27 protein-coding genes and 3 pseudogenes are annotated in these 26,498 nt (G+C 69.5%); 15 read left to right on the top strand and 15 right to left on the bottom strand.

The window, feature by feature from the left end; translation table 11 throughout:
* Window positions 1-30 precede the first annotated feature (30 nt).
* From AB0I68_RS32985 to AB0I68_RS32975, 3 genes and pseudogenes are all read left to right on the top strand, one after another.
* Window positions 31-189 (top strand): annotated as a pseudogene (locus AB0I68_RS32985) (HNH endonuclease); the annotation flags it as partial.
* Window positions 190-257: 68 nt separating this feature from the next.
* Complete coding sequence (locus tag AB0I68_RS32980; RefSeq protein ID WP_363181058.1) at window positions 258-1,526, top strand: HEAT repeat domain-containing protein; 1,269 nt, start codon at window positions 258-260, stop codon at window positions 1,524-1,526.
* Window positions 1,527-1,577: 51 nt separating this feature from the next.
* Window positions 1,578-2,291 (top strand): hypothetical protein, encoded by a 714-nt coding sequence (locus AB0I68_RS32975; protein WP_363181057.1) that lies wholly within the window; start codon window positions 1,578-1,580, stop codon window positions 2,289-2,291.
* 341 nt (window positions 2,292-2,632) lie between these two features.
* Here AB0I68_RS32975 and AB0I68_RS32970 read toward each other — a convergent pair whose 3' ends face one another.
* Both AB0I68_RS32970 and AB0I68_RS32965 read right to left on the bottom strand, forming a co-directional pair.
* Window positions 2,633-3,883, bottom strand: coding sequence for a hypothetical protein (locus tag AB0I68_RS32970; protein ID WP_363181056.1), 1,251 nt, complete (start codon window positions 3,881-3,883; stop codon window positions 2,633-2,635).
* 394 nt (window positions 3,884-4,277) lie between these two features.
* A complete protein-coding gene (locus AB0I68_RS32965) occupies window positions 4,278-4,418 on the bottom strand; it encodes a hypothetical protein (RefSeq protein ID WP_363181055.1) in 141 nt (46 codons plus the stop codon).
* Window positions 4,419-4,462: 44 nt separating this feature from the next.
* On the opposite strand from AB0I68_RS32965, the gene AB0I68_RS32960 reads away from it, so the two are divergent.
* Both AB0I68_RS32960 and AB0I68_RS32955 read left to right on the top strand, forming a co-directional pair.
* On the top strand, window positions 4,463-5,122 hold the full coding sequence (locus tag AB0I68_RS32960; protein ID WP_363181054.1) for an MSMEG_1061 family FMN-dependent PPOX-type flavoprotein: 660 nt from the start codon (window positions 4,463-4,465) through the stop codon (window positions 5,120-5,122).
* Window positions 5,123-5,374: 252 nt separating this feature from the next.
* A complete protein-coding gene (locus tag AB0I68_RS32955; RefSeq protein ID WP_363181053.1) occupies window positions 5,375-5,968 on the top strand; it encodes an isochorismatase family protein in 594 nt (197 codons plus the stop codon).
* A 272-nt stretch (window positions 5,969-6,240) separates the two neighbouring features.
* On the opposite strand, the gene AB0I68_RS32950 is transcribed toward AB0I68_RS32955, so the two are convergent.
* From AB0I68_RS32950 to AB0I68_RS32930, 5 genes are all read right to left on the bottom strand, one after another.
* Entirely contained in the window at window positions 6,241-6,468 is a 228-nt protein-coding gene (locus AB0I68_RS32950; protein WP_363181052.1) for a hypothetical protein, read from the bottom strand.
* 304 nt (window positions 6,469-6,772) lie between these two features.
* A complete protein-coding gene (locus AB0I68_RS32945) occupies window positions 6,773-7,120 on the bottom strand; it encodes a hypothetical protein (RefSeq protein ID WP_363181051.1) in 348 nt (115 codons plus the stop codon).
* A gap of 454 nt (window positions 7,121-7,574) precedes the next feature.
* On the bottom strand, window positions 7,575-8,078 hold the full coding sequence (locus tag AB0I68_RS32940; RefSeq protein WP_363181050.1) for a hypothetical protein: 504 nt from the start codon (window positions 8,076-8,078) through the stop codon (window positions 7,575-7,577).
* A 523-nt stretch (window positions 8,079-8,601) separates the two neighbouring features.
* Window positions 8,602-9,135, bottom strand: a complete 534-nt coding sequence (locus AB0I68_RS32935; protein WP_363181049.1) for a transposase — start codon at window positions 9,133-9,135, stop codon at window positions 8,602-8,604.
* A 33-nt stretch (window positions 9,136-9,168) separates the two neighbouring features.
* Window positions 9,169-9,537, bottom strand: coding sequence for a hypothetical protein (locus AB0I68_RS32930; RefSeq protein WP_363181108.1), 369 nt, complete (start codon window positions 9,535-9,537; stop codon window positions 9,169-9,171).
* On the opposite strand from AB0I68_RS32930, the gene AB0I68_RS32925 reads away from it, so the two are divergent.
* Complete coding sequence (locus tag AB0I68_RS32925) at window positions 9,445-10,251, top strand: Tn3 family transposase (protein ID WP_363181048.1); 807 nt, start codon at window positions 9,445-9,447, stop codon at window positions 10,249-10,251. The genes AB0I68_RS32930 and AB0I68_RS32925 overlap by 93 nt on opposite strands.
* A 26-nt stretch (window positions 10,252-10,277) precedes the next feature.
* Here the strand turns inward: AB0I68_RS32925 and AB0I68_RS32920 are convergent, their stop codons facing one another.
* A complete protein-coding gene (locus AB0I68_RS32920; protein WP_363181047.1) occupies window positions 10,278-10,793 on the bottom strand; it encodes a MarR family transcriptional regulator in 516 nt (171 codons plus the stop codon).
* Between the two features lie 254 nt (window positions 10,794-11,047).
* Here AB0I68_RS32920 and AB0I68_RS32915 point away from each other — a divergent pair, with 254 nt between their 5' ends.
* From AB0I68_RS32915 to AB0I68_RS32905, 3 genes are all read left to right on the top strand, one after another.
* Window positions 11,048-12,136 (top strand): alkene reductase, encoded by a 1,089-nt coding sequence (locus AB0I68_RS32915; protein ID WP_363181046.1) that lies wholly within the window; start codon window positions 11,048-11,050, stop codon window positions 12,134-12,136.
* Window positions 12,137-12,243: 107 nt separating this feature from the next.
* Entirely contained in the window at window positions 12,244-13,149 is a 906-nt protein-coding gene (locus AB0I68_RS32910; RefSeq protein WP_363181045.1) for an NADP-dependent oxidoreductase, read from the top strand.
* Between the two features lie 517 nt (window positions 13,150-13,666).
* The gene (locus AB0I68_RS32905; RefSeq protein ID WP_363181044.1) at window positions 13,667-14,461 is read left to right on the top strand and encodes an alpha/beta fold hydrolase; all 795 of its coding nucleotides are present in this window, start codon (window positions 13,667-13,669) and stop codon (window positions 14,459-14,461) included.
* A 538-nt stretch (window positions 14,462-14,999) separates the two neighbouring features.
* Here the strand turns inward: AB0I68_RS32905 and AB0I68_RS32900 are convergent.
* A complete protein-coding gene (locus AB0I68_RS32900; protein ID WP_363181043.1) occupies window positions 15,000-15,563 on the bottom strand; it encodes a dihydrofolate reductase family protein in 564 nt (187 codons plus the stop codon).
* A 372-nt stretch (window positions 15,564-15,935) separates the two neighbouring features.
* Here AB0I68_RS32900 and AB0I68_RS32895 point away from each other — a divergent pair, with 372 nt between their 5' ends.
* A complete protein-coding gene (locus AB0I68_RS32895) occupies window positions 15,936-16,271 on the top strand; it encodes a hypothetical protein (RefSeq protein ID WP_363181042.1) in 336 nt (111 codons plus the stop codon).
* Window positions 16,272-16,536: 265 nt separating this feature from the next.
* Here AB0I68_RS32895 and AB0I68_RS32890 read toward each other — a convergent pair whose 3' ends face one another.
* Window positions 16,537-17,553 carry a hypothetical protein gene (locus AB0I68_RS32890; RefSeq protein ID WP_363181041.1) on the bottom strand — a complete coding sequence of 339 codons (1,017 nt, stop codon included), beginning with the start codon at window positions 17,551-17,553 and terminating at the stop codon, window positions 16,537-16,539.
* 750 nt (window positions 17,554-18,303) lie between these two features.
* On the opposite strand from AB0I68_RS32890, the gene AB0I68_RS32885 reads away from it, so the two are divergent.
* Entirely contained in the window at window positions 18,304-19,137 is an 834-nt protein-coding gene (locus AB0I68_RS32885) for a PIG-L family deacetylase (protein ID WP_363181040.1), read from the top strand.
* 355 nt (window positions 19,138-19,492) lie between these two features.
* Entirely contained in the window at window positions 19,493-19,981 is a 489-nt protein-coding gene (locus AB0I68_RS32880) for an NUDIX hydrolase (protein WP_363181039.1), read from the top strand.
* A 105-nt stretch (window positions 19,982-20,086) separates the two neighbouring features.
* Here the strand turns inward: AB0I68_RS32880 and AB0I68_RS32875 are convergent, their stop codons facing one another.
* Both AB0I68_RS32875 and AB0I68_RS32870 read right to left on the bottom strand, forming a co-directional pair.
* Window positions 20,087-20,428 (bottom strand): DoxX family protein, encoded by a 342-nt coding sequence (locus AB0I68_RS32875; protein ID WP_363181105.1) that lies wholly within the window; start codon window positions 20,426-20,428, stop codon window positions 20,087-20,089.
* Window positions 20,429-20,604: 176 nt separating this feature from the next.
* Window positions 20,605-21,099, bottom strand: a complete 495-nt coding sequence (locus AB0I68_RS32870; RefSeq protein WP_363181038.1) for a cupin domain-containing protein — start codon at window positions 21,097-21,099, stop codon at window positions 20,605-20,607.
* A 96-nt stretch (window positions 21,100-21,195) separates the two neighbouring features.
* Here AB0I68_RS32870 and AB0I68_RS32865 point away from each other — a divergent pair, with 96 nt between their 5' ends.
* Complete coding sequence (locus AB0I68_RS32865) at window positions 21,196-22,032, top strand: LysR substrate-binding domain-containing protein (protein ID WP_363181037.1); 837 nt, start codon at window positions 21,196-21,198, stop codon at window positions 22,030-22,032.
* A gap of 686 nt (window positions 22,033-22,718) precedes the next feature.
* Here the strand turns inward: AB0I68_RS32865 and AB0I68_RS32860 are convergent.
* Both AB0I68_RS32860 and AB0I68_RS32855 read right to left on the bottom strand, forming a co-directional pair.
* On the bottom strand, window positions 22,719-23,060 hold the full coding sequence (locus AB0I68_RS32860) for a HopJ type III effector protein (RefSeq protein ID WP_363181036.1): 342 nt from the start codon (window positions 23,058-23,060) through the stop codon (window positions 22,719-22,721).
* Between the two features lie 487 nt (window positions 23,061-23,547).
* On the bottom strand, window positions 23,548-24,186 hold the full coding sequence (locus AB0I68_RS32855) for a glyoxalase (protein ID WP_363181035.1): 639 nt from the start codon (window positions 24,184-24,186) through the stop codon (window positions 23,548-23,550).
* A gap of 122 nt (window positions 24,187-24,308) precedes the next feature.
* On the opposite strand from AB0I68_RS32855, the pseudogene AB0I68_RS32850 reads away from it, so the two are divergent.
* A pseudogene (locus AB0I68_RS32850) lies at window positions 24,309-24,800 on the top strand (nucleotide disphospho-sugar-binding domain-containing protein); the annotation flags it as partial.
* On the opposite strand, the gene AB0I68_RS32845 reads toward AB0I68_RS32850, so the two are convergent.
* Window positions 24,724-25,041 (bottom strand): hypothetical protein, encoded by a 318-nt coding sequence (locus tag AB0I68_RS32845; protein ID WP_363181034.1) that lies wholly within the window; start codon window positions 25,039-25,041, stop codon window positions 24,724-24,726. The pseudogene AB0I68_RS32850 and the gene AB0I68_RS32845 overlap by 77 nt on opposite strands.
* A gap of 137 nt (window positions 25,042-25,178) precedes the next feature.
* Here AB0I68_RS32845 and AB0I68_RS32840 point away from each other — a divergent pair.
* Window positions 25,179-25,880 (top strand): annotated as a pseudogene (locus AB0I68_RS32840) (NAD(P)H-binding protein); the annotation flags it as partial.
* Between the last annotated feature and the right edge of the window lie 618 nt (window positions 25,881-26,498).

Below are 26,498 nucleotides of genomic sequence, written 5' to 3'. Positions count from 1 at the left end.
GCTTTGGCAGAGCGCACGGTGCCGCAGTTTCTTCCGATGGGCGTTGCGGTGTCCGCGCTGCCGGTTGCGATCGAGGACCGTACCGGCTACCAGCGCACCAGCTTCAAGCACTGGCACGCCGGCCAGAATCCCGGCGACGGCTGCAATACCCGCGCCGAGGTGCTGATTGCGGAGGCGGTGGAGGCGCCGCAGGGGGTCGCACCGATCCGATAGCCATAGACTTCCCGAGCTGCGGGAACGCGAGGGGGAGCGGGGTCATGGGCGCGGGTATGGGTACGAGCGATGCAGTGGACGGCGAGTCCGCCCTGATTTCCGCGGTCCGGGCCGGAGACACCGCCCTGGTGAAGAGCCTTCTCCGTGAGGACAGCGATCCCGATATGTGGGACGCCGCTTTTTGCCTGGCGGTCCGGATGCGCGCCGGCGGCCTCGCCCAACTGATGCTCCAGTACGGTGCAGATGTCGGCCGATGTGGACCGGTCGAGTTGCTGTCGCTGCGCGAGGCGGTCGATTCGGGCTCGCCCGCGTTGGTAGAGGCGCTCCTGGACGACAGGATCCAGGGCAGGTACCGGTACCCCGTGTCCGAGCTTTCGGAGATGCGGGATCTCGCGCGCCGCTGGCACGAGGCGGGGGTCGAAGCCGAACTGCGGCGCCGCACGGGTTCTCAGGATGCCCTCGTCCGTACCCGGGTCGAGGACGACGAGTACTACAGCGTCGATGAGTTCACCCTCGGCCGGATGACCGTCCGGGACGGGCACGGGGCGATCCTCACACACCTGGAGGAGCTGCTTGGCGTCCACACTTCGTTTGAGGAGCTGATGGCACGCGCCTTGGGCCACGACCAGCACCACTCCGCATGGGGAAGTGCCACCGTCCGGCTCGCCGGGCGGCGGGACCAGGCGATCTGGTCGGCGGCCGCGGCGCTGCGCACGCATGCGGACCCGTCCTACCGGTTGTTCGGTGCCGAGGTACTGCGGCTGACGCATCTGTTCGATGACAGTGACGAGGACGCGTTCGCCGGCCCCGCCCTGGACATCTTCACGGACTGGTCGGTCAAGGAGGCGGATCTCGCGGTGCTCACCGAGGTGCTGGTCGCACTCGGAGAGCACGCCGATCCGCGTGCTGACGCGGCGCTCCTGGCTTACGCCGGCCACCCCGATCCTCGGGTGCGGGGCGCGGTGGCGCGCGGGGTGGGCACGTGGTCCGAGTCGCCTGCCTTCTCCGATGATGTTCGTGAGGCGCTGCTGGTGTTGATGACGGACGTGGACACGGCAGTACGGCGGGACGCCTGCCTCACGGTCGGCCAGGGCGGGGACCGTGGTCCCGTCCTCGCCAATGCGATGGCTGCTCTGCTGGACGACGTGGACCGCCAGGTTCAGGTCGCCGCAGTGCAAGGGCTCGCCCTGCACGACGACGAACGGTGCGTGGAAGCGGCACGCCGGCTTGGTCCGCCGCAGCCCGGCTTCCTCGCCGAGGAGTACTACCTCGACGCCGCATGGCGCTACGAGTGGCGCCGCGACGGCCGCTGATGCCCCCGCCTGGGCTCGTCAGGCTCTCAGCAGCCGGGAATATCACACGGGTTGGGGGAGGAGCTGCTGGCGCTGCCGGGGTTCTGGGCGGCCTACCTGATGTGGCTGAGTCAGACAGAGGAGTACGACCCGGTTCCGGAATGGGCCGACGGGGCTGACGCCGACGCGGCCTGCGATGCGCTCGGCGACGAGGGTCACTGGCCTGTCTTCCGGATCCCGTTTGATGACGGCCATACCGCGCTGATTCTCGGACGCAACTTCCCCGATGATCCGGAAACGGAGTACTTCATCACCCACACCCCGAGTGGGGAGGGCATGGCCACCTGGCCACCGTCAGCGGGCATCAGGCCCGGCCCGGGCTTGTCATGGCGAGAGCTCCACCACATCGCCCGCACCCCCGATCTCAATGCTCCGGGAGTCCAGGCCGAATACGCCCGCCTGCTCCTCCTGCTGCCCGCGCTCGGAGACCAGGACGTGCCCGAGGACGCCGCAGCCGTCCTCGGCGACGCGCTGGTGCGGGCAGGCGTACCCACAGCGCTGGCCCCACATCTCGCGGAAGCGCTGCTTGCCGACCACGCCTCGTGGGAGCCGGCTGAATGGACGCTTCCTGCCGCCTCTCCGCTTTCAGGCAACCAGGAGCCCTTCCTCGGAATCCTGCACTGCGACGGGCACATGAGTCCGCGGTGTGGGACTCGCCTCGCCCAGGGCATCACCCGAGAGCAGAGCAACCGCCTGGCCCACGCACTCGGCACTTGGCCCACCTGAACGGCCTACCCGGCAACCACGGGTGGGCGCGCCGTCCCGCGGGAGCTCAACCTCGTCCATCGTGGGCCGGACCCGCCAGGCATGGCGATCGTGGTCGCAGGTATGTGGTCAGTGACCGTCTGTGCACCAGGCATCTTGGACGTAGGGTGTGGAACTGACCGCTTGACCGGATCGGTGCTGGTTGCAGTGAAGGGTGCAGACAGGGCACAGTCGCTCCCTTGCCCTCGCGGGACTTGTGCGCACGGCCGCGTGCTGTGACGGCGGCCGGACGGCTCGGTGACCGGATCCCGGGTCTCCTCGGTCGTGCCAGGACCGGGAGCCGGTCAACGTCACGGCAGTGGTTATGCGCCCTGGAGTCTGGTCAGGATCCACTCGCCGAGTTCTTCGGTCATCAGCGTGTGTCCCTCGTTGTCACTGGCGCACATGAAGGCGTCGAGTTCGCTGTCGTCGGGGTCGATCTTGCTGTAAAGCGTGTCGTGGTCGTCGATGTCGCCGGCCGCCACTGCGCTGACGCTCGGGACGAACGTGCTCGTGTTGTAGGTGAGTTCAGCGGGCTGGCCTTCGAGGAGCCCGGCCAGGAAGGCGGCGGTTCCGAAGTTTCCGGGGTGGCCCGGGAGGTTGTGCGCTTCGGGGAACAGGCCGCCGGGAGCGCCGTCGATGTCGGGCAGGCCGCTGGTGGTGATCGGGATCTCGGTGGCTCCGGCCTTCTTCAGGACGGCGACGATCTGTTCTCCCGTGTTCTGCGTGTTCAGATGGGTGCCCGTCAGCTCCTGACCGGTGGTTTGCATCGCCGTCACGTCGGCCGGGATGTTGTTTCCGGCGCCGGTGCCCGTGCCGTTTCCGACACCGAGCAGGCGTACGCCCTCGGGCCAGCCGCCGACCCGTTCGAGTTCGGCGAGGAAGTCGATGCGGGCCTGGGCCTGGCGGGCCTCGGCGCCGACGGTACCAATGTGCCAGCGCAGCAGTTGTCGGGCGGCCGGGCTGTTGACCAGCACGGAGAAGCTGCTGAGGAGTTCGCCGAACCCAGGGATCGAACCCCAGTTGTCCTTCACCCAGTGCGCGAACGCCTGTACCGCGATGGGCAGCCAGGCGCCGTGGTGAGGGGTGTCGTAGGAGAGGTAGGTCGAGGTCTGGGGGTCGTCACCGTCGTGCTGCATCTTCGCGAGGGCGTAACGCGTGACCAGCCCGCCCATGCTGAAACCGCCGACTGTCAGCTTGGCGGTCCCTTCGCGGTCGTCGATCGCTTTCTTGATGCACTGGATCGCCACGCCGGCGTTGTCGATGATGGAAGCGGACCGCTCGTCGAAGCCGAGGAGAACCAGGTCGAAGCCGGCCTCCCGCAGCTTGGAGACGAAGGGGTACGCGCCGTTCTCCAGGGCGTTCCACAGGGCGTCGGGATCGCTCTTCCCGGCGGAGAAGCCGTCGGAGAGGATCACCGGCTTCCTGACCCGGATCTGGCCCGGCGTGCTGTAGAACACCCAGGCGGTTCCCCCTTCGAGGGGCCATGTGGCGTCCCACGCGGAAGTCCTCGGGTACGCGGGCTGAGCGCCCGGCATGGCGTTGTCCCAGATGCTCACAACAGGCATGGACATGAATCCCGCTCCTCTGTCTCGTGGTGCGGCCGGGCTGCGCCACCCGTGAGGCCGCCGCTTTCAGGGCGAAAGCGGACCTATGATTGCGAGGCGCAGATCCCGCTGCCAGCGAATCCACACCACGTCACTCTTTCAACCCGACGCCCTTTCCGCGCAGGTCACAGGGCTGACAGGGAAGAAACGATGATGCGGGCCCGAGGCGCGGGAGCATTCGGCCGGGCGTGAAGTACGGCTGAGGGACGGCTTCGAGCGCCCCCCTCGGTATTACGGGCATACCGTGATTTTGGTCAGCCGTGTGTGTCGACCAGAAGGTGACCGCGATGCGCAGAGCGGTCGGGCTGACCCGCGACTGATCTTGAAGCGTGTTGGCCTGCGGGTCCGGCCGGCTGGTGGTTTAGCAGGCCGTGGTGCGGACGTGCACCAGCTCGGTGCTGGGTTTGTGCCGGGTGGGCCGCTTGGCGGCGCGGTCGGAGACCAAGGCGGCGATGGCGAGGTGAGGCAACTCGCGCAGCCGTCTGTATGACCCCGCACTCACCGACCAAGATCGATCGCAGGTCGGCCCAATATAGGGTCGCAGGCATGACGCCATCCCTTGCCGGTAGTGCATTCGACTCGCTCCGCCTCGACGCCGTGCGCGACCAGGAGGCGCTGCGCCGGGCCTACGAACTCCCCAGCGACGCGGCGGTGCGCAAGCAGATGACCGAACTCACCGAGCAGACCCGGCGGTTGATCGGCTGCTCATCGCTGGTCCTGGTCGCCAGCGCGGACGCCGAGGGCAACTGTGACGTTTCCCCGCGCGGTGGCCCCGCCGGGTTCGTCGCCGTCCTGGACGCACGGACGGTGGCGATACCGGACGCGACCGGCAACAAGCGTCTGGACACCCTGCGGAACGTCGTCGCCACCGGACGGGCCGGGCTGCTGTTCGTCATCCCGGGGCGTACCACGACGCTCAGGGTGAACGGCCGGGCCTGCGTCTCCACCCGCCCGGAGCTGCTGTCGCAGCTGACCGCCGTGGGCAAGCCGCCGGCCAGTGCGCTGGTGCTGGGGATCGAGGAGGTCTACCCGCACTGCCCCAAGTCGCTCCTGCGCAGCGCGTCCTGGAAGCCGGAGCAGTGGCTGTCGGCGGACGCACAGCCGACCTCGGCCGAGGTGACGCTGGCCCAGCTGCGGATGCCGGAGCTGACGATCGCTGACATCGAGCAGGCGGAGGCGGACTCGCTGAAGTACCGGTACGAGTAGCGAGCCGTCCTGCGATGGCTGAACCACCAGCCCGCCGAACCCCCAGGCCGGCCCGCCCCGAGATCAATCGCGGGCAGCCCGTTGGCCTTGGCAGAGTGGGCCGTCTCGACCCGGTGGTGGGCTGTCCGGGTGGCGGGGGATCGTTCCTGCCGTCGCCGTCCGGCGGCGTCATGGACGGGACCAAGCGGGCGGGTGGCAGCGTCGCGACATGATTTCTGCTGGCCGGTATGACGCGACAGAGAGGGACGAGCCGTGCGGCGTGGGCTGATCGTGGTGGATGTGCAGAAGGACTTCTGCGAGGGCGGCAGCGTTCCGGTGAAGGGTGGTGCGGACCGCGCGGCGGCCATCGCGGACCTGGTGCGGCGTTCGGCGGGTGGCGCCTACACGCATGTGGTCGCCACCCGGGACCACCACATCGACCCGGGCGGGCACTTCTCCGACCGTCCGGACTTCTCGACCTCGTTCCCGGTCCACTGCGTGGTCGGAAGCGAGGGCGGCGACTTCCACCCCAACTTCGCGCCCGTCACCGCGGACGGCAGCGTCGACGAGGTGTTCTACAAGGGCGCCCACTCGGCCTCGAAGAGCGGCTTCGAAGGTTCGACCGAGGGTGGAACCCCGCTCGCCGACTGGCTGCGTGACCGCGAGGTCGTAGCGGTGGACGTGGTGGGTATCGCCACCGACCACTGCGTGAAGGCCACCGCGCTGGATGGCGTCCGTGCCGGTTTCGCCGTCCGTGTCCTGCTCGATTACACCGCCGGAGTCGCCCCCAAGACCACGCGCGCGGCCGTCGAGGAGATGAGGCACGCGGGAGTGCATCTGACCGGCGATCCGGTGGTCCTGTCCTGATGGTCCTCACGGGCGGGACGCACGGGATGCGGACGGGTGTCACTGCCGGCGCTCGTGCTTGCCATCGCTGCCTCGGGGGCACGCGCTCCCGGCCCCGCGCCGGGCGCCCGGGAGTGGATGCTCGACCAGGAATGAAGCCCGACAGGTCCGGCCGGTAGCCCGGCCGTAGACCTGTTGGCACCGGCCACCCCAGCAAACCTACACAGCCTTACTCATGCCGGGACTGACCGCGTGAGGCTGCGGCACGTCTCCCACCATGCCCCCCTGACTGGTCAACTGATGTTGCCGGTCACTGCAGCCGCCAGAACGGAGCCTGCCGCAATGCTCGGTGTCCGGACGTCCTGCATCGCCTCGCGCTCCGCCGGGGTGAGGAGGTCGTATTCGGCGAGGTCATCGCGCCCGGCCTCCAGCAGCGGACGCAGCTTGGCCGTGTACGCGAGTTCCGTTCTGGCATGCATAGCCACCCCGGCGGCTGCCGTCGCCTTCATCGCCGTGCTCATCCGCGCTGAGTTGCTGATCCGCTCACTGAACCGGCGAACCAGCAGCGACGCCTCCGAAAGCTGATCTGTGCCCTGGGACTCACGCGGTCAGCACCAGCCGCGGCGCACCGCGGTGGGCACGGGCCCGCTCGGCCCGGTCCCGACGCGCTGCAGCCAACGAGGCGGCCGGGCGTTCGACGACGCCTGCCGCCAGGCAAACGTCGGGCCGCGTCGGCTGCCCGTCAGGCTGTCCTGGCGGTCACGGTGCGGCGCCAGTAGGGGAAGCTCGAGCGGGCGATCCCCAAGATGGTGCACAGCCGCTTTTTCACGCCGCGGCGGCGCTGATGGTCGGTGACGAACCGGCAGCGGTTCGCCGGCGTGTCTTCCTGGCGGAATACCGGGTGACGTTGCGTTGGACGTCGTGCTTTTCCTTCAGCTTGCGGATCTTGTTGCGCGTGGCCGTGAGTTCGGCCTCCAGTGGTGACTGCGGCTGTAAGGACTGCTCGGCCCGGTCCCGACCACGGCCGGTCCCCGGGTTGCGTATCGAGTTCTGCAGCGTCTCCGGATTGGCTCCCAGTTCGGCCGCGGCCTGCCTGATCGTCGCTTTGGGCCGAGTGGTGTACGGTGCGACCGCGTTCGCCTTGAACTCAGCGGGACAGTGCTTCATGACCACGAGACATCCGCTCTCGGATCCTCAAGATCGAGTGTCTCGAGTGTCCAAGATCCGGGGTCAAGGCCCCTGGGCGTGCTAATCCGGCGGCTGATCGCCAGTTCGGTTGCGGGCGGGGTCGAGGCAGTGGTGCATGGGGCGCGGCTCGCGTCTCGTCACCCGGCCGGGTGTGCCCGAACGCCGGGAAGGAGCCGACGGCCGTTGCCCTTGGGCGGGCGCCAACGCGAGGTGTTCTGGCGGGAATCACCCGGCGGGCCGGCCGGTGAGGGGGAGGGCGGCCGCTGGGGCGCGGTTGCCGCACCTGCTCTCCGGCTCCGGCGTGGCGTGCGCACGGGCGGGGGCTGTCGGACAATGGTCCCAGTCCGGGCCCCCGCCCGGAGAACGCTCCGGGCGGGTGCCCGGACTGGGAGCCCGGCCCGATTCCGGCGGGCCGGGACTCCCTGTTATGCCGTCGGAATCAGGACCAGTCCTTGCCCTCGTGGCGCTCGATCACCCGGAAGCTGCCCACGACGCCGTTTTCGACCTCGATGCCGTCCTTCTCGTGGTGACCCGGGTTCACGCCGTCGCTCTGGCTGTGGGGACCGACCGTGGCGATGGGAGAGCCGTTGTCGCAGACCGCCCCGGCGAAGACCTCGACGGTGCTTCGGGTGTCGTTGCGGACGTTGAGGGTCTTGGCGCCCAGGCCGCTGATGACGGTGATGCAGTCGCCCGGGTGGGACGAGAACGACCGCTCGTTGATCTTGATCCGGCCCTCGTGGCGCTCTCGGCCCTCGTCGCCCTTGTTCCCGTTGCCCTTGCCCGAGTCGCCACCGAAGGGCGCCTGAGCCGCAGCCGCCTGCTGGACAACCGGGGCCGAGTGCTCCGGCTGGGAGGCGGCCGAGGCGTAGGTGATGCCCATCGCGGCCAGGGCTGCGGCGGCCGCGATGCTCGCGGTGACAGCGGTGGAGCGGGTGATCATCATGCGACTTCTCCTGTCTCAGAGGAACCGGCTGTGCGGCCGGCACGTGAGTAAAAGTACTAACCGCCGATATGACTTTCGTATCGTGACATGCCGGAAATCGCGCACAGGGGGCCGAATGGGGTACCTCGAGCGTCCCCGCGTCGCCAAATGGAGCGTCAAGTGACCGCAAATCATGTGGAGTTGATGACGGTTAGCCCTTTAGGCTGATCATCTGACGCCTGCTTACCATTCGGCGGCAAAAGCGACCGGGACCGCGGACTTGAGGAGACGAGCAGCCTCGGGGCCAGCGCAAGCATGCGTAGGCCAAGGAGACTTGGGCGACCGGCATGCGCCCTGGAGCAAAGGCCCAATACGCCAACAGCGTCCATGACTCAATGCGCCGCCCTCGCCACACTCGACAAAACACCCGCACGCCGCACACTCTCAATCCCCGACGACATCACCGCACCGGCCGGAGACGTAGGGACTGCAAAGAGAACGGCTCCTACAAGATTTTCGTAGGCGTTGATCGGTGGGTTCGGGGTCAGCTGAGCAGGATGCGCTGGCGTAGGAGGGCGTGGCCGGCGTGGCCGGCGTGGCCGGCGTGGCCGGCGCGGCCGTAAGTCTGCCGCCTGATCAGTTTGATCTTGTTGTTGACTCCTTCAATGCGGCCGTTGTGATGGGGAAGGGCCAGGGCGGCGTCGACGGCTGCGCGTTCGCGTCCGAGGCCGTTCGCGAAGGACTGCAGGAACGTTGGGTCGGCGTCCCTGGTCTGGGTGATCCAGCTGGTCAGGGCTTTGGTGTTGTCCTTGCTTGGAGTCAGCAGGGCGGCGAAGGCCCTGACCTTTGCGGCCGGGACGGTCATCTGCGGGCAGGCGCCGGCGAGCTGGTCGCTCAGGACGAGCTGGTCCTCGCGAAGCCGGTCAGGGCGGGTGACCAGGAGACGGGTGACGCGGCGCGAGGAGAGGGTGGCACGGTCGGCTTCGACCCGGCCCTGGGTGATGTAGCGGACCAGGAGGTTGGCACTGCCGATGTATCCCGTCTCCTTGATCTCGTGCAGGAGACGGGTGACGGGCACGGCCGGTTCCTCGGCCCGGCGCTGACGTAGGTGTTAGAGGTAGGGGTCGACCAGGGTGGGCCGGTAGTTCGGGGCTCGGATCATGCGTTCGGGCTCGTCGTGGCGGGCGTAGCGCTTGACGGTGTTCAGGGACAGGCCCAGTCGGCGTGCGCATTCCAGCAGGCTGACGCCGGTGCCGAGCAGCCCGTGGACCTGCTGCCGACGCTCATGAGTGCTCTCGGCTCGCTTGCCGTCACGCAGGGGTGGTCCGTGTTCGGCCCAGCAAGAGCTGTGGGCGCCGGCTTCTTTCCAGACCGTCTCGACCAGGCCGTGCCAGAGGTGCCAGCGGGCTGTGACCTGCACGATCGTCGGGTCGGCGTCGGTGACGGCCTGGGCGAAGCCAGCGGCCCCGTCCCGACACACCAGCCGGATCCCGGGAGCCCCGCAGCCGCGCTCCTGCTGAACCGGCCAGGGCCACGGCGACCGCGTCGACCACCGCCTGCAGAGCCGGAGTGCGGCGCTGGTATCGCCTATTCGGCCCCGCGACCTGCTCGACGAAGGTGGCCTTGTCGCAAGCAGGATTCTCGCAGTACAAGCGTCGCACCGATCAGTCGATCACGACCGTCCGGCCGTGACGACGGTCTTGGAGCGATTGCCGTTGCGGGAGTACCGGACACCCTGGCGCGGCGTGCCGGCCGGCCCTCACCCCGTGCGCCTCCCCCAGTGAGAAGAGCTGCTGGGGCGCGGATCCACCGGCACCGACGGATACCGCCGCATGATCGGCAAGCAGCCGAACATCACGAGGCCCACCGCCTGGCCCGCCAGATCTCCTTCGGCCGGCGCGGCGAGCCGAGGCAGAGCCACCGCGAGGGCGTGGAGTACCGGCTCGGCGCGCTCGCGGTGGCGCTGAACGCCGTGGTGCTGTGGCACAGCCTCTACCTGGACCGGGCGGCCGAGCGGCTCGCCGCTGACGGCTTCCCCGTCACCGACGACCTGCTGGCCCGGCTGTCTCCGCCGCGGTTCGACCACAGCAACTTCCTCGGCTGCTACGCGTTCTTCCACCTGCGGGAGGCCGGACGCCGACCGCTGCGCGAACCGTCCGCCGGCGACGACGCGAGCGAGAAACAGGCGGGCTGACCGGTTCCACGTCGCTGTGCACCCCGTCAGGTGCTGAGCTGTGCGGCGGTGCGGGTGAGCCGCTTCTCGATGTCCTCCAGGGCGCGCAGGACGGTGACCTGTTCCTCGTCGGTGGTGTCGCCGACGGTGGCGTCTTCGAGCTGACGCCACAGCTGTTCGACTTCCTTGCGCAGTACGTGACTGGCGGTGGTGGCCTCGACGACGGAGGCGCGTTTGTCGTCGGGGCAGGGGGAGCGGCGTACGAAGCCGGCGTGTTCGAGGCGTCGGACGGTGCGGGTCATGGTGGCGGCATCGGAGTCGAGCAGGCGGACCAGGTCGACCTGCCGCTGGGGGCCGAGTTCCCACAGCTGCATCATCACCAGCTCCTGGCCGGGGTGCAGGCCGACGCGGCGCAGGAGGTGTCCGGCGATCATGCGGTGGGTGCGGGCCACCCGGAAGATCGCGTGGCTGATGGGTCCTCCGCCGGCGGCTGCGGGCAGGGGAATGGCCCCGCTCGCCGGGGCCGGAGAGCGCCCCTCACTTCTGGCTGCGGACTCCGCCATGGTCTGAACGCTCCTGTCGCATCGGATGTTGTTCGAGCAGGATACCTCCCCCGAGTCGTCCGGACCGTGCCTTTGTCGGCCGTGCTGGCCCCACGAAAACCTGCCAACTTCCCGGTCGCTGCGATGGGCGTCACAGCCGTTTGCGGAATGCCTCCGACACGTTTTACTGTTCGAACAGGTAAACCGCTGGGAACGTGAACGACCCGGCTGGGCACCGCCGACTGCTGCACAACCATTGCTTGAAGGACTTGATCATGACCACTGCATTCGATCCGATCGATCTGGGCGGCAAGCGCCTGGCCAACCGCATCGCGATGGCGCCGATGACCCGCAGTCGCGCCTACGGTGCCGGCACGAGCCCGACGGAGCTGATGGCGACGTACTACGCGCAGCGGGTCGGCGCCGGGCTGATCGTCACCGAGGGCGTCCAGCCGTCGGTGGTCGGGCAGGGCTACCCCGACACCCCCGGCCTGCACACGTCCGGTCAGGTGCGGGCGTGGCGGACGGTGACGGACGCGGTGCACCGCGAGGGTGGGGTGATCTTCGCGCAGCTGATGCACACCGGCCGGATCGGCCACCCCAGCCTGCTGCCCGGGGGCCTGGTGCCGGTGGGGCCGTCGGCGGTGGCCGCCAAGGGGCAGGTGTTCACCCACGAGGGGCCGAAGGAGTTCGTGACGCCGAAGGAGTTGAGCGAGGCGGAGATCCGGCAGACGGTCGACGACTTCGCCGACGCGGCCCGCAACGCGATCGAGGCCGGCTTCGAGGGGGTCGAGCTCCACGGTGGCAACGGCTACCTGATCCACCAGTTCCTGGCGCCGAACACCAACCGGCGCACCGACGCCTGGGGCGGCGACACCGAGGGCCGGATCCGCTTCGCCGTCGAGGTGGCCACGGCCGTGGCCGAGGCGATCGGCGGCCACCGGGTGGGTCTGCGGATCTCGCCCGGGAACCTGTACAACGACATGGCCGAGGACAATCCGGCCGAGGTCTACGAAGCGCTGATCGAGCGGCTCGCCGGCCTGGACCTGGCCTATCTGCACCTGATGGAGGGCCCGGACCGCGACCTGGCCGCGCGCCTGCGCAAGGCCTGGCCCGGCACGTTCGTCCTCAACCCGTTCACCTACCCCGAGGTCACCGGGCCCGAGGCGCTGAAGCTGATCGAGGACGGCAGCGCGGACATGATCGCCTACGGGGCGCTGTTCCTGGCCAACCCCGACCTGCCGGCCCGCCTCGCCGTCGGCGGCCCGTTCAACACCCCGGATGCGGCCACCTTCTACGGCGGTGACCACCGCGGCTACACCGACTACCCCGTTCTCGCCGACTACCCCGCTCTCGTCGGCTGACCGCGCGGCCTGGGCTTACGGCCTGCTGCCGGGGCGTTTCGCCACTTTGACCCCACTCTTGTGACGCGGATCACTTCGCATCCGTGTCCTCTCCCTTGGAGTTTCCGATGTCCAAAGCGATCTATTTCTCCGAGTACGGCGCGCCCGAGGTGCTGCGGCTGTCGGAGGTCACCCCGCCAGAGCCGGGCCCGGGCCAGGTCCGGATCAAGGTCAAGACTGCTTCCGTGAACCCGATCGACATGAAGATCCGATCCGGCCTGATGGCCGGCATGGCCCCGGTCGACTTCCCCGTGATCCCCGGCCTGGACGCGGCCGGTGTCGTCGACGCCGTCGGCGAGGGGGCCGGTGCGGCCGTGGGGGACGAGGTCCTCGGCGCCACCGTCGGCGGCAGTTACGCCGAGTACGCCCTGCTGGAGCGGCCGGTGGCCAAGCCCGAGGCCGTGTCGTGGGAGATCGCAGCCTCGCTGGTCACGGTCGGCCAGACCGCGGCCCGGGTGCTGGGCCAGCTGGGCGTGCAGGCGGGCCAGACCCTGCTTATCCACGGCGCCGCCGGCAGCGTGGGCGTCATCGCGGTGCAGCTGGCCGCTGCCCGCGGTATCACCGTGATCGGCACCGCCGCCGAGCGTGACCTGGAGCGCGTCACCGCCCTCGGAGCCGCCGCGGTCCGCTACGGCGACGGCTGGACGGAGCGGGTGAAGGCCGCCGCCCCGAGCGGAGTCGACTTCGTCTTCGACGCCTCCGGCGCCGGCGTGCTCGCCGACTCCGTCGCCCTGACCGGCGATGCGGGCAAGGTCATCACCATCGCCGACATGGCCGCCGCGCAGCACGGCGTCCGCTTCAGCGCCGGTACCTCCGAGCAGGTCGGAGAATCCCTGCCCGAGCTGGTGCAGCTGGCCGCCGCCGGAAAGCTCACCGTGCCGGTCTGGCGCACCTACCCCCTGGCGGAGGCGGCGCAGGCTCAAGCCGACCTGGAAGCCCACCGCAACCAGGGCAAGGCCGTCCTCCTGCCCTGACCCCCCGATGCCGCCGCCTCGCGTCGCCGGAACGGGCGAGGCGGCCCCCGGGGCCGCAGCCGGCGTCCCCCGGCCGGCTGCGGCCCCCCCCAAGCCCGAACCCACGCATGCCCCGCACTGGCATGCACGAGAAGGAAGGCCGAACCGATGGCCCCGCCGACCTCCCCGCCATGACGGCGGATGCGGACCTGGCCGCCGCGCTCTCGGTGCTGGGCCAGAAGTGGGACGGGATCATCCGGCACACCCTGGCCACCCGCCCGCCCGGTTCGCCGGACTGCCACGCGCCCGATCGGCTCGATCAGCAGCAGGCTGCTCGCCGACCGGCTGCGCGAACGAGCCGACGCGGACCTGGTCACCCACGTCCGGCCCCCGCCCGGCCCCGCCACCTACACCCTCACCCCCGACGGCCGCGCCCTGTTGCCCGCACTCGAACGGATCGCCCCTGGCAGCAGCGGCGCACCTCGGCCGCCGCGCCCGATCCCCGTTGATCACCACCACCCGGAAGGACCGATCACTCATGTCCGCACACAACCTCCCCGAAGCGACCTTCGCCCGCACCGTGCTCGGCTCCGGCCCCGGCCTCGTCCTGGCCCACGGTGCCGGCAGCAGCGTCAACAACACCTACGGCCCGATCCTGGACGGCCTGGCCGCCCAGCACACCGTCGTCGGCGTCGACTACCCCGGCAGCGGCGACACCCCCCGCGCCACCGCTCCCCTCGACATCGACGAGGTGGCCGACCAACTCGTCGCCGCCGCCCTCGCCGAGGGCCTGGAGACCTTCGCCCTGCACGGCTACTCCCTCGGCGGCCCCGTCGCGATCCGCGCCGCCGCCCGCCACCCCGAGCGCGTCACCGCCCTCGTCCTGACCGCCACCATGGCCCGTCCCAACAACCAGCAAGCCCTCACCGTCAGGGTCTGGGGCAAGCTCGCCGCCACCGGCGACCGCCGCCTGGTGAGCGAGTTCCTCTTCCCCCACGCCCTCAGCTCCCAGGCCATCGAGGCCATGCCCGCCGAACAGCTCGAGGAGGTCATCGCCTACGCCGCCGCCGACATCGCCGACGGCACTCCCGAGCACGCCGACCTCGTCAGCCGGATCGACGTCCGCGACGACCTCGCCGGCATCCGCGTCCCCACCCTGGTCATCTCCACCACCGCCGACCACCTGGCTCCCCCCGCCCTGCACCGCGAGCTCGCCGAGAACATCCCCGGCGCCGAGCTCGCGGAGATCCCCACCGGCCACCTGCCCATGGTCGAGCGCCCCGAGGAGTGGCAGAAGCTCATCACCGACTTCCTCGCCAAGCACGGCGCCTGAATGACCCGCTTCCCCGCGGACACCACAGCCCACTCGTAAAGCGCGGATGGGGTTGCCGACCCAACACCCGGCAACCGGGGACCTTGCCCCCGGGGTTGCAGGCGCCCGACGGCCTGGCCCCGGGTGATCACGGCGGCTGAATCCACCTGGTGACCGTCCGGGGCGAGGGCGCCGGGCGGTCACCGGCCGCGGTGAGGTCCGCCTCTTGTGCAGGTAGGCGCGGACGCGCTGGTATCTGCCCTTGTAGCCGAGTGGCACGATCTCCTCCCAGAGCTTCCAGCCGTTGGTGCAGCCGTCGTTTAGCCCGCGTCTAGCCCCCGACGGTCGGGATTTTCACCGTACGGGGTGTCTGCAACACCGCTGGTCAAGGTCAGGCGGTCCGGACGTCCTGGCGTCGGGTGTACGTAGGGGGTCCCCATCCGGACGGATCGTCTGCGGTGAAGAACAGGATCCGGCAGGGACGTCACGATCGCCTTGGAACACAGCGCCACGAGATCCTTGGGTGGCCCGAAGCCCGCGCTGATCCGACGTCGGGCACTCAGCGCCTGGTCTCGTACCTGGTCAGCACCACGCCGTCAGGAAACGTCCGGGTCTCCACCAGGCTCAGCTTCACCCAGTTGTCCAGGGCCGTGAAGAACGGCGTGCCGCCGCCCACCAGGACCGGATGGGTGACGATCGCGTACTCGTCGATGAGCCCGGCCCGCATGGCCGCTGCGGCGAGTGTGGCGCCGCCGACGTCCATGGAGCCACCGTCTTGGTTCTTGAGCCGGGTGATCTCGGTGACCGCGTCGTCGGTGACCAGGCGGGTGTTCCAGTCGACCGTGCTGGTCGTCGAGGAGAACACCACCTTCGGCATGTCCCGCCAGCGGCGGGCGAACTCGATCTGCGCCGGTGTGGCGCCAGGCTGCTGGTCGGCGGTCGGCCAGTGGGAGCTCATCGTCTCCCACAGTCTGCGCCCGTACAGCGCCAGGCCCGTCGCCCCCACCCGGTCGGACCACCACTGGAACAGCTCGTCGCTCGGCACGCTCCAGCCGAGGTCGTCGCCGGGCGCGGCAATGTAGCCGTCCAGGCTCTGGTTCATGCCGAAAGCCAGTTTGCGCATGGCGTCAGCCTCCCGTGAGTCGGTATTCGGCGTACAGACCAGCACGGCGCGGAAGAATCATCGGTCAGGCCACACCGAGGGCAAGTTGACCACCACGCCAAGCAGATGCTCCGTACGGAGAGGATCCCCCAACGGACACACACCCCCACCGAACCCCGCGCACAACGTCATGCTGACAGCACGGTATTGACAGTGCCGCGCTGTGGCAGGACGGTACGGTCATGACGGACACGACGAAACCCGGACCCGGTCGGCGCGGCCGGACCCGTACGTGATGGACGCCAAGCAGGCCGCACTGCTAGCCCGGCTCACCGACCGCTAGCCGACGCGCTGGAGGGCATACGCGAACGCAAGCCGGAGACCTCCGTTGCGGTGGCGCTGCACGCCGTCCACGCCCACCAGGCCCGGCGGCTGCTGAAGGACATGACCGAACTGCAGGAGGAGCCGGAGGGCCGGGCCGAGGACGTAGCCGACGCCCTCGCCCTGCTGCAGGTGGCCCGCGCGGACCTGGACGGGCTGGAAGGCACGCTGCTGCTGGCCGCCCGTTCCACCAGCAGTCGCACCGGCAAGCCGCTGCTGACCTTCAAGAAGATCGCCGCCGCCCTCGGCGTCGAGTCCGAACAAGCCGCCCAGGGACGCTACCGCCGCAAGGTACATGCGCAGTGCACCGCACCAAGCGATGCAGCCCGCAAAGGAACTCACCGATGACCACCCAGGCGCCGCCCGTCTACATTCGGCGGGGTTATGTCGAGTGAGGAGGGCTTCCGGGTGGTCCGGACCGTGGGCGCGAAGCTGATCCTGGAGGAGTTCCGCGAACGCGCTGACAGCGCCGGCCGCATCCCCCGCCTCGCCCCGCCACCAGGCTGGATTGCCCCCGGGTGCGGAGCGTGTCCGAACCGGACGCACCAAGCGGCGCCGGACCCACACCTGACGCCGCTGCGGCTCCCGCCCACGGCGGGAGCCGTCCGGTGCGTCAGGTCGCGGGCTGGTGGAGCCAGGGTGCGCTGGTCGCCCAGAACATCACGTCCGCGCCCAGGCGCCGGCCGCCGAACTCGACGAACTCCTCCTTGGTGTACGGCTTGCCGGTCGAGGGGTTGGTGTACTCGAAGTCCGGTTCCTGCACCGCCATCGCCACCAGGGGGAGCAGCCCGCGGTACCGCTCGAAGAAGGGGTAGGAGTTCTCCATCTGTGCCTGGCGGTTCGGCAGGACGTCGGGTCCGCCGAGACCCACACCGTGGGCCTTGGCGAACTCGAAGGTCCTCTCCATGTAGCCGTGGTCGTTGTTCCACTCACCGGGCCAGAAGTTCACGTACTGGATGAACTGCGTCCGCTTGAAGACCTTGGCGCCGAAGGCCATGTTGTCGAGTTCGGCCCGGAAGTACGCCTCGTCGGTGTAGCCGCTGCGGTCCTTGCCCAGATCCACCTGGGTGGCGGTCTCCGGAAGGTTCACCCCCGCCAGACGCCCGTCGAAGCGGTCGGCGAGTGCTTTGAGCAGGCCCTGGAAGCGCTGGCGCACCTCGGGGTTCCACTGGGCTGCGACGGCTCCGGGTTCGCCGGGGCCCAGTCCGTTCTCGTTCGTGGTCGGCGCGGCGCCGCCGGCGTACGCCGGGTCCGTGAGCAGGTAGTTCGGGAGCCGTGTGGGAGCGCTGAAGAAACGGTCCTGTACCTGGACGAACAGCTTCTTGTGGCGTGCCTGGAGGCAGGTGAGGGCTTCCTCGATCGCGGAGAAGTCGTACTGGTCCTTCTGCGGTTCCAGGGCCTTCCACGGCACGACCACCTGCACACCCGCGATGTCGGGCCGGTCGATCAAGGGCTTGACCTCCGTGTCGAAGTCCCCGATCGATGAGTAGAGGTACTGGGCCGGGGCCTGGGTCCGGGCCGCGTGCCCGGAGCCGGCGGGAGCCGCCGCGGCCGTCGGCGCGAGACCAGTGTGTGCGAGAGCCGTAGCAAGGAGAACGCCGAACACGGCGGACAGTCGTCGAGTCGTCATGGGCGGCGAGAATAGGAAGTGCTCCTAAGAAGATCGTAAGAACCCCCGGGGGGCTGCTGCCGGCCGTGCCGGTGTCCGGCCAGAGGCCGAGCTGGCGGACCACGTCCAGCGGGTGTGCGGGTGAGCCCGCCGCCACGAGCGCAGCAAGCGTTGCACGGCGCTGATCAAGCTGCCGGTCAGTGAACGGCGCCTACGATGCTGCCCTGCGTCGTCCGGGCGCCGGACGGAACGTCATCCCGACGACGGGTTGGCGCGTTTGAGTAGCCTGGGCGCAGCGCCGCCGCCAGGTCGTGGGGTACGGGGGCGTCGGCGGTCGCGTGCAGTGGGTCGGTGGCGAGCTCGGCCAGTCGGCCGATCGAGACTGACCAGATGCGGCAGCAGTCTGAGCAACGGAAGAACGGCCTGTCAGCGTGCACGCCCTTCACCGCGAGCGACGAGTCCCTACCGTCGTGGAGGGTGTCAAATTTCCTGTTCGGAATCTCACGGCTGGTGCCGGAGGAAGTCGGGTCCTGAGATGCGAAGGTCGCGTCTGTGCCTCGTTCGCGTTGGAACACCGACGCCTCGGAGACCAAGTGGCCGCGCCGGGAACAGCCGGTCCGGCCGGCAGGTTGCACCGAATGAGGGACCGGCGCCGTACCAGCGGGGAACATGGAGACCACCAGGTCGTCTGCCCCACCAGGATCCGGGCTCCCGGATCGCGGTACGCCCACCGTGCACCCGGACCAAGACGTATTTCTGCAGGAGGACTGCATGACTGACCGGCCTTTGACGCTCATGGCTGTGCACGCCCACCCCGACGACGAGGCCACCGGGACCGGAGGGGTCCTCGCGCGGTACGCGGCTGAAGGCATCCGCACGGTTCTCGTGACGTGTACCGACGGCCGTTGTGGTGATGGACCGGGGGGTGTGAAGCCGGGCGATCCCGGGCACGATCCGGCGGCCGTCGCCTTGATGCGCCGGCGGGAACTCGAGGCGAGCTGTGATGTCTTGAAGGTCAGCGATCTGGAGATGCTGGACTATGCCGATTCCGGGATGATGGGCTGGCCGAGCAACGACGCCCCCGGATCCTTCTGGCAGACCCCCGTGGAGGAAGGCGCCGCCCGACTCGCGGAGCTCATGCGGTACTACCGACCCGATGTGGTCGTCACCTATGACGCGAACGGCTTCTACGGCCACCCGGACCATATCCAGGCCCACCGCATCACAATGGCGGCGCTGGAGATGACCGGGCTGACACCGAAGGTGTACTGGACGACGATGCCCCGCTCGGGGATGCAGCGGTTCGGGGAGATCATGCGCGAGTTTCATGAGGACATGCCGGAGCCGGATCCTGCCGAGGCGGCCGCGATGGCCGAGATCGGCCTCCCCGACGATGAGATCACCACGTGGGTGGACACCACCGCGTTCAGCGGCCAGAAGTTCGATGCGCTGGCCGCGCACGCCAGTCAGGGCGAGAACATCTTCTTCCTCAAGATGGGCAAGGAGAGGTTCGGCGAGTTGATGGGCATGGAGACGTTCGTACGTGTCAAGGATTCCACCGGCACGGCCGTACCCGAGAGCGATCTCTTCGCCGGACTGCGCTAGACCGCCTGTCCGACCGGCTTGAGAAAGCTTGTCGGCCGCACGAGGGCCGTCCACGAGCGTCCCTGACAGGCACCCCCGAGGCGGGCGAAGATCGCTTCCCGTCTGACTGGAGATCGTTTCCCGGCAGTGGACCGAAAGCTGTGGGAAACCGGCTTGGTCGAGGTCGTCCACCCAGCGAACGTGGGCGCCTCGATCTGGCGTCCGTCACCCGGTCCGGGCATTCTGTGTTGGTCTGACCCGCTCAGCGGGGCGGTGGGGGCGCCTTCGGTCATGGTTCTGCGATCGTTGGAGGAGCCGCCGAACGGTTCTTGCCCAATCGGGCCTGCGACCCGCGGACACTGAAAGGGAGGCGCGAGTGGCTGACTGGATCCCCCGCGAGGAGTGGGTCAAGACGCAGCCCCAGGCGCTCGTGGCATCGTGCGTCATGCTGCTGGACGACCAGGAGCGAATGCTCCTACTCCGGTACGGCCCTGGCCAGGAGGAGGCCAGCGGGACGTGGTGGCTGCCGGGCGGCATGGTCGACGAGGGCGAAAACCCGTGGCCGGCGGCCCGTCGGGAGATGGGCGAGGAGACCGGTATCACGTTGGGCTCGCAACCTTGCCTCATCGGCATCGACCACAGAGCCAACGTCCTCGGCACCGGCCCTGTCGTGGACTACTTCTTCGCCGCGAGGCTCGCTGCCGGACAGCAGATCCGGCTCAGCACCGAACACGACCGGCACGCCTTCCACCACCCCGACAACCTTCCGGATCTTCTCGCAGCGCACCCTCGGACGCTCACCGCGCTTCATGCCGCAGCCCTGGCCGGCCGCGCCGCTTACCTGCAAGAGGGGATGCCCATGTGAACCGCATCCGCACAGCCGCGACCGGCCTGGTCGTACGTGCCGGCCACGTCCTGCTCGTCAAAGGGGACTCCGGACCCGCCTCCGCCGTTCGAGGGCTGCGCTCGATCACAGCGTGGTGGACAGCCAGATGACCACGACCGCGGTGGCCAGGAGCCCGAGGTTGAGTGCGATCCGGCGGTCTTCGCCGGTCAGGTGGACGGTGATCGCACCGGTCTGCAGGAGAACGAAGCCGATGGCGGCGGCCCGTGCCAGGGAGGGCGCGATGCCGGTCAGGGGCGGCAGGACGAGACCGATCGCGCCGAGTATTTCGACCGTCCCCAGGGCCCTCACTGCGGGCGGGGGCACGCGGTCGACCCAGGCCATCATCGGTCGGCGTTGATCGCGGTTGCGGATCACCTTCAGCGTGCCGGCGTAGAGGTAGAACAGGGCGAGCAGTCCTACGACGATTTAGTAGGCGATGTTCATGTTTTCCGTTCATGGGCCACCGGTTCACGAAAGCCCGTGGAGCCTCGTAGAGAGACCAGTCCCCGCTGTGTGAGGGGTGGGCTCCGCAGGAAGACCGGCGCCACCGGCACGGTTCCGGGGCCGAGGGGAGGGCGGCCGGCCTGTGCCGGCCGTCGACTTCAGGCGAGGTCGGTGGCGGGCTCGGTCGCGTAGCGGCTCATCGCATCGATGTTGGCCTGTCGCGTCAGCGGCCGGCCGTCGGCGAGCACCTCCTGGAGGTCCCGGAAGTACTGCACGTACAGGCCGGGGGAGAAGGTGCTGAGCATGACGGCGGGCTGGTCGCTCGGGTTGGCGAAGGTGTGAGGGGTGCCGGGCGAAACCATCACGAGCGTGCCCGCGGTGGCGTCGTAGTCCTCGTCCCCGACGGTGAACCGCACAGTGCCGGAGAGGATGTAGAAGCCCTCGTCGTGTTGACCATGGAGGTGCTGCGGAGGGCCCTGGGTGTACGGGGCAAGGACGGACTCGGTGATCGCGAGGCGGTGTCCGGTGTGGCTGCCGTCCTCCAGAACGCGCATGCGCGTGGTGCCCAGAACGATCGTCTCGCCTTCTCCAGAACCCACCACCGACACGCCGGGGTATGTCTGCTGCTCGCTGCTCTTGGCTTCTTCGCTCATGCTCACGAGTGCACCGCCAGAGCCCTGCCGCTGTCCAAGACCCATCCTGTGGCACCGATACCTCGTAGGTATCATCGCAGCCTGGAGCTTCGCACCTTGCGCTACTTCGTGGCGGTCGCCGAGGACCTCCACTTCGGCCGGGCCGCCGCCCGACTACACATGAGCCAGCCGCCGCTGAGCCGGGCGATCAAGCTGTTGGAGTCCGAGGTCGGGGCCCTGCTCTTCGCCCGCTCGCCCACCGGCGTCACGCTCACTTCGGTGGGCACGGTGCTGCTCGACGAGGCGCGAGCCCTGCTCGAGCATGCCGACCGCGTCCGTGTACGCGTGAGCGCGGCTGCCGGCGTCGCGACCATCACCGTCGGCATCCTGGGCGATGGCACCGACCCCGGAGTGTCCAGGCTGGCGGCCGCCTACCGCCGAAGGCATCCCGGCATCGACATCCGCATCCGCGACACCGACCTGACCGACCCGACGTGCGGGCTGCGCGCCGGGCTGGTCGACATCGCCCTGACCCGGGCGCCGTTCGCCGAGGCCGCCCTGACGGTGCGTGCGCTGCGAACGGATCCGGTCGGCGTGGTCCTGCGCGCCGACGATCCGCTGGCCCGCCGCGTCAGCCTGCGGCTGGACGAGCTGAGCGACCGCCGCTGGTTCCAGTTCCCGCAGGGCACCGACCCCATCTGGCAGTCGTACTGGAACGGCGGCACACCGCGCGAGGGCCCGGTGGTCCGTGCCGTCCACGAATGCCTGCAAACCGTGCTGTGGAGCGGCACGGTGGGCGTCGCTCCCCTGGGACACGACCTGCCCTCGGAGTTCACCGTGGTACCGCTGGCCGACATGGCGCCGAGCCGGGTGGTCGCGGCGTGGAACGAGGGTGACACCAATCCGTTGATCCGGTCCTTCGTCGAGATCGCGACAGCCGCGTATCGCCACTGAGCACCGGCACCCGGCGCTGCCACTTCACGTGCACAACTCGAAGGCCGCAGGCTGCACCCGAAGCTGGATCCTGGAACCCGCCGACGTCGCAAAGACCTGCACAGTGGATGACCAGCCTCGGACACGCTGCTCCGCGCCTGGTGTGCTGTGGCCCTCCCGGACAGCGGCAGCGACCTCATCACCCAGCTCCCAGCGGACTGTGCGCAGCTCCGCCGTCTGTGAGAACCGCCCGCCCCGGGGCGCGACACCGGGTTCGGCCGGGTGCAGGCCCTCCGCCCGGCTCGGGGCGGAGGGCAAGGGCCTACGGCACCCGTGAAGGTCTTCGACGGCGTCGGCCGAACGGCCACCAGCTGCGGCGTATGCGGGGCAGAGCTGTGGGCCGCGGCGATGTAGCGGCCGGCGGCTCAGTCGGCGTGGAGGCCGGGAAGGGCGGAGTCGGCGTAGGCGCTGGCGTGACGGGCGTTGGCAGAAGGGTGGGAAGGGAGGGCGGCGTGGCTGCCGCTGACGGAACCGGGCTCGGCGGGCGAGTGGCCGGCGATGGCCGGACGGCCGCGGAGGTGCTCCCGGGCGGCGAGGCAGTGGTGGGGTATTCGTCGGTTTCCTGGTGCGGTCGGCGAGGTGAAGGCCCTCGCCTGGTCCGGATCTGTTCGGTTTCTTCAGCCAGGCTTTCGACTACTGCTCGCCGTTCAACTCTTGCGGGCCAGCGGTTGCCCGGCGAAGCTCACCCCTGCCAGGCCATGGGCCATGAGGTTGCGGATGTTGCCGTGATCAGTTTCGTTCGGCGTCGCCAGCACACTGCGATAGTGCTCACCGAATGCCAGCAGCGCCTCCTGGTCGCTCAGCCCTTCCAGCAGGGCCAGTCCCAGCGTCTTGCAGGAACCCTCGTTCTCACCTGCGGCATTTTCCAGTGCCCCGTTGCGGAACGCCTGCGGCTGGTACTCGTAATGCGCTGCGACGAATGCCAGGGTGTCGGCGAACTCGTGATCACCTGACGCAAGGCTTGCCCGCAGCGAGTTCAGATCGGTCATGTCGGCTCCTCTGGGCTGAACGGACGGCGATTGCCGTCCGTGACCGGGCGACAATACCCCTCGTATGGCCGGCTGGTAACAATCGCGCCACGCGTCCGAACGAGCGGCATCTCCGCGGTTCACGATGTGCGACTGTGCGACTGTGCGACTGTGCGACTGTGCGACCCGCCGAGAGCCGGTATCGGTCCGGGCGATCGGCCGCGAGGGCGGTGCTGATCAGCAGGCCGTTGCCGTTCCCGCCCCGTGTCGCAGGGCGGGTCGGTTGCGCGCCGTGGCAAGGCGGGGCCGTCCTCGGCGCCGGCTTCCTCCCCACCAGCTAGCGATCGCCGCCCGTCAGCCCTCGGCACGGTCCTGTCCGGCGCGAACACCCGTACAGCGCTCGCAACATGATCGAGGCAAGGGTGTAGCCGTGGCCCGGCGGGCGGGGAGCCTCAGCCGCATCGAGCCTGATCAGCGGGGCCGGGAGTCAGCGCGGCGTGGGAGCGGGCTACGCGGCAGGCTCCCAGACGAACCCGTCCGGGTCGGTGAAGGCGTCGGCGGTGCTGCCGAGGGCGATGCGGTGCGAGCCGGTGCCGTCGGCGGGGACGCCAAGGTCCTTGGCCAGGGCACGGCGCTTGTACAGGGCCAGTTTGACGGGGCTGGAGGTGCCGGGGGCGAACTCGGTGTACTTGCCGCCGAAGCTCTTGGCCACGGTCAGGCCCCGGTCGACGTAGAACTGCCTGGTGGCCTTCACGGCCTCGACGCCGAGCAGCAGGACCAGTTCGTCGATCGCGCGGGTGTCGGGGCCGGTGTCCTTCTTCGCCGAGGTCGCGATCTTCCAGATCGTGCCGTCCGGGGCCTGGACGACGCCGCCGTAGCCCCACAGCGACTTCGCGGCGGGCTTCAGGACCGTGGCGCCGGCGTCCACGGCGGCGGCGACGAAGCCGTCGACGGTGGCCGGGCCGGACACCGTGAGCCCCAGGGTGAAGCCGCGGAATCCGGCGGAGTGGGCCTCGGACGCCCGCAGGCGTATGTACGTGTCCACACCGAAGGCGGTGTAGAAGCGGTGGGCGGCCTCGGGGTCGGCCACCTCAAGGGTGACGGACGCGAGGGACGTGCGGGCTGCGGTGGAAGCGGTGGTTGCCATGACCAACACGCTAGGGGGTGGGCGGCGGCCGGGGCTCCTCGATTCCTGACCGGTCACGCGACCTGCTTCGCGACGCACGCCGGCATCCCCTCTAACTTGATCGCCGAGCCCGGCTTGTAGGCGCGGGGCTCGCCGCCGACGGGGACGACGTGCTCACCATCGGGGACGTGCCGCACGCCCTGCTGTTTCCACGGCCGGCTGCGGTGGTCCACCATGGCGGGGCCGGCCCCTCGGCCGCCGCGCTGCGCGGCGGAGTGCCCGCGGTCACCGTGCCGGTGGCCGCAGACCAGCCGTTCTGGGCGGGGTGACTCGCCGCCCTCGGCGCCGCCACCGACCCGATCCCCTTCCGGTCCCTCACCGTCGAACGGCTTGCCGACTCACTTGACCAAGTAGTGAAGCAGCACGCACACAGCCGAGCCGCCGCAAGAGCGGTGAAACATCTGGTGACCGAGAACGGAGCACGTCAGACCCTCAAGACTGAGCCCGAGAGCGTGCGTAGGCCCCGCCGACCGTCAGGTCGGCGGGGCCCGGTGAACCTCAGCTGGTGGTCAATTGATCAGCCCGCACTTCGAACTCGGTGCATCCTTCGCGTGATTCGAGTCCCCAAGGAGTGACGGAGATCTTGACCGTGTCCGAAGTGACCGCGGTGTTGCCGGTGGTCAGGATGTCGCAGAGGATCCCGACCGCAATGGGGTAGCGGGCCTCGGGGGCCAGGTCGTCGCCTGCGGAGAAGACGGGCCACTTGTCGATGAAGGCCCACTGCTGGTGGTGGGCGTCTGTGAAGCGGACCTCGACCAGGCCGGGCTGGGGTTCGTCATCGACCCATCTGACCACTTCGCAATACAAGAAGACCATGGGCAGACTCTGCCATCAGGGTCCTGCGGTCGGCAGCCGGATTTCCAGGCTGCCGACCCGTTGCGGGTGCTGTCACGGAGCCCGGCGGAGTAGGACGACACCGGGGAGGCCGGTCGGGATGAAGGGTCGGGCGGCATCTCGCCGAGCCGGCCGCTCTGGAGTCTGCGCTCGTCGGCGCGAAGGCCCTGTTCCTGCTGCTGTCCGGAGACTTGCACGGTACCGGAACCGGCCCGGCCGAAATCATCACCCGGGCCGCAGCCGCGGGGGTTCGCCGGGTCGTCCTGCTCTCCACGCAGGGCGTGGCAACCAGGCCGTACGGTGCGACACGGATCGCGATGCGCGCACTGGAGGAAACGGTTCAGGAGTCCGGTATGGAGTGGTCGATCCTGCGGCCGGGCGGCTTCGCCTCCAACGCCCTGTGGTGGGCCCACTCCGTCCGCGCGCAGCGGGTCGTCGCCGCCCCGTTCGCGGATGTCGGCGTCCCGGTCGTCGACCCGTGGGACATTGCCGAGGTCGCGGCGGCCTGCCTGCTGGAGGACCGACACCTCGGCGGCGTGTACGAGCTGACCGGCCCGGAGGTGATCACGCCGCGCCGACAGGCGCAGGCCATCGCCACCGCACTCGGCTCGCCGTTGCGGTTCCACGACCTGACCCGCGACGAGGCCAGGGCCGCCATGGCCCGAAACATGCCGGCAGAGCTCGCGGACGACACCCTGGACATCCTCGGCGACCCGAGCGACGCGGAACTACGCATCAGTCCCGCCGTCCGGCAGGTCCTGAACCGCCCCGCACGCCCCTTTGCCGACTGGGCTTCCCGCAACGTCGCCGCGTTCCGCTGAGCCGCCTCGCCCGCCACACAGACTCCGGTGCCCTGCGGGGCGTCGGCGAGCGCCTCCAAGGAGGCCGCCCTCTCTCCACGCACCCGGGGCTGAGGGGGTGGCCACCCGGGCACTCTCGGTCCTGGCCGCGACCACCCGCAGTGGCAAGTGCCACCAACGCCTCACCCTGCACCTGCGCCTCCTTTCCGCCCTGGCCGTAACGGAGCGACGGTAAGCAGGACCTCCGGGCAGCCGCAGCTTTTGGTCGCCAAACAGAGCAGTGCCCATTTGCTGCATCCTCGCTGTCTGGCCGGTCTGATGGCGCTGCGCGCCCGTACGGGAGTGTGTCTTGTCCTGCTGTGCCATCACCGCAGACCGCCTCGGGCGCTGGAACGCACGGTGGGTTCCGCCGAGTGGCACCTCGCCGACGCGCAGACGGCACTGGCCCAGAACCAGGCGGAGCCCGGTGCCGACAAGCACCCTCTTCCACTGCCCTGTGCCGGGGACGGATCAGCCTGCCGGCTTTGACCACTCTGTGGTCCTTCGATGAGGTTCCCCCGTTGCGCGGGAGGTGTTGACTAGCTGGTCGGGGCGGGTTGACGTGGTTTCAGGTTCACTGGTTCGGTCGCTGCCTGGTTG

It is taken from the genome of Streptomyces sp. NPDC050448, assembly GCF_040655295.1.
Lineage (GTDB): Bacteria > Actinomycetota > Actinomycetes > Streptomycetales > Streptomycetaceae > Streptomyces.
The sequence above is the reverse complement of the archived record's forward strand: the minus strand, read 5'-3'. Positions and strand labels throughout refer to the sequence as shown.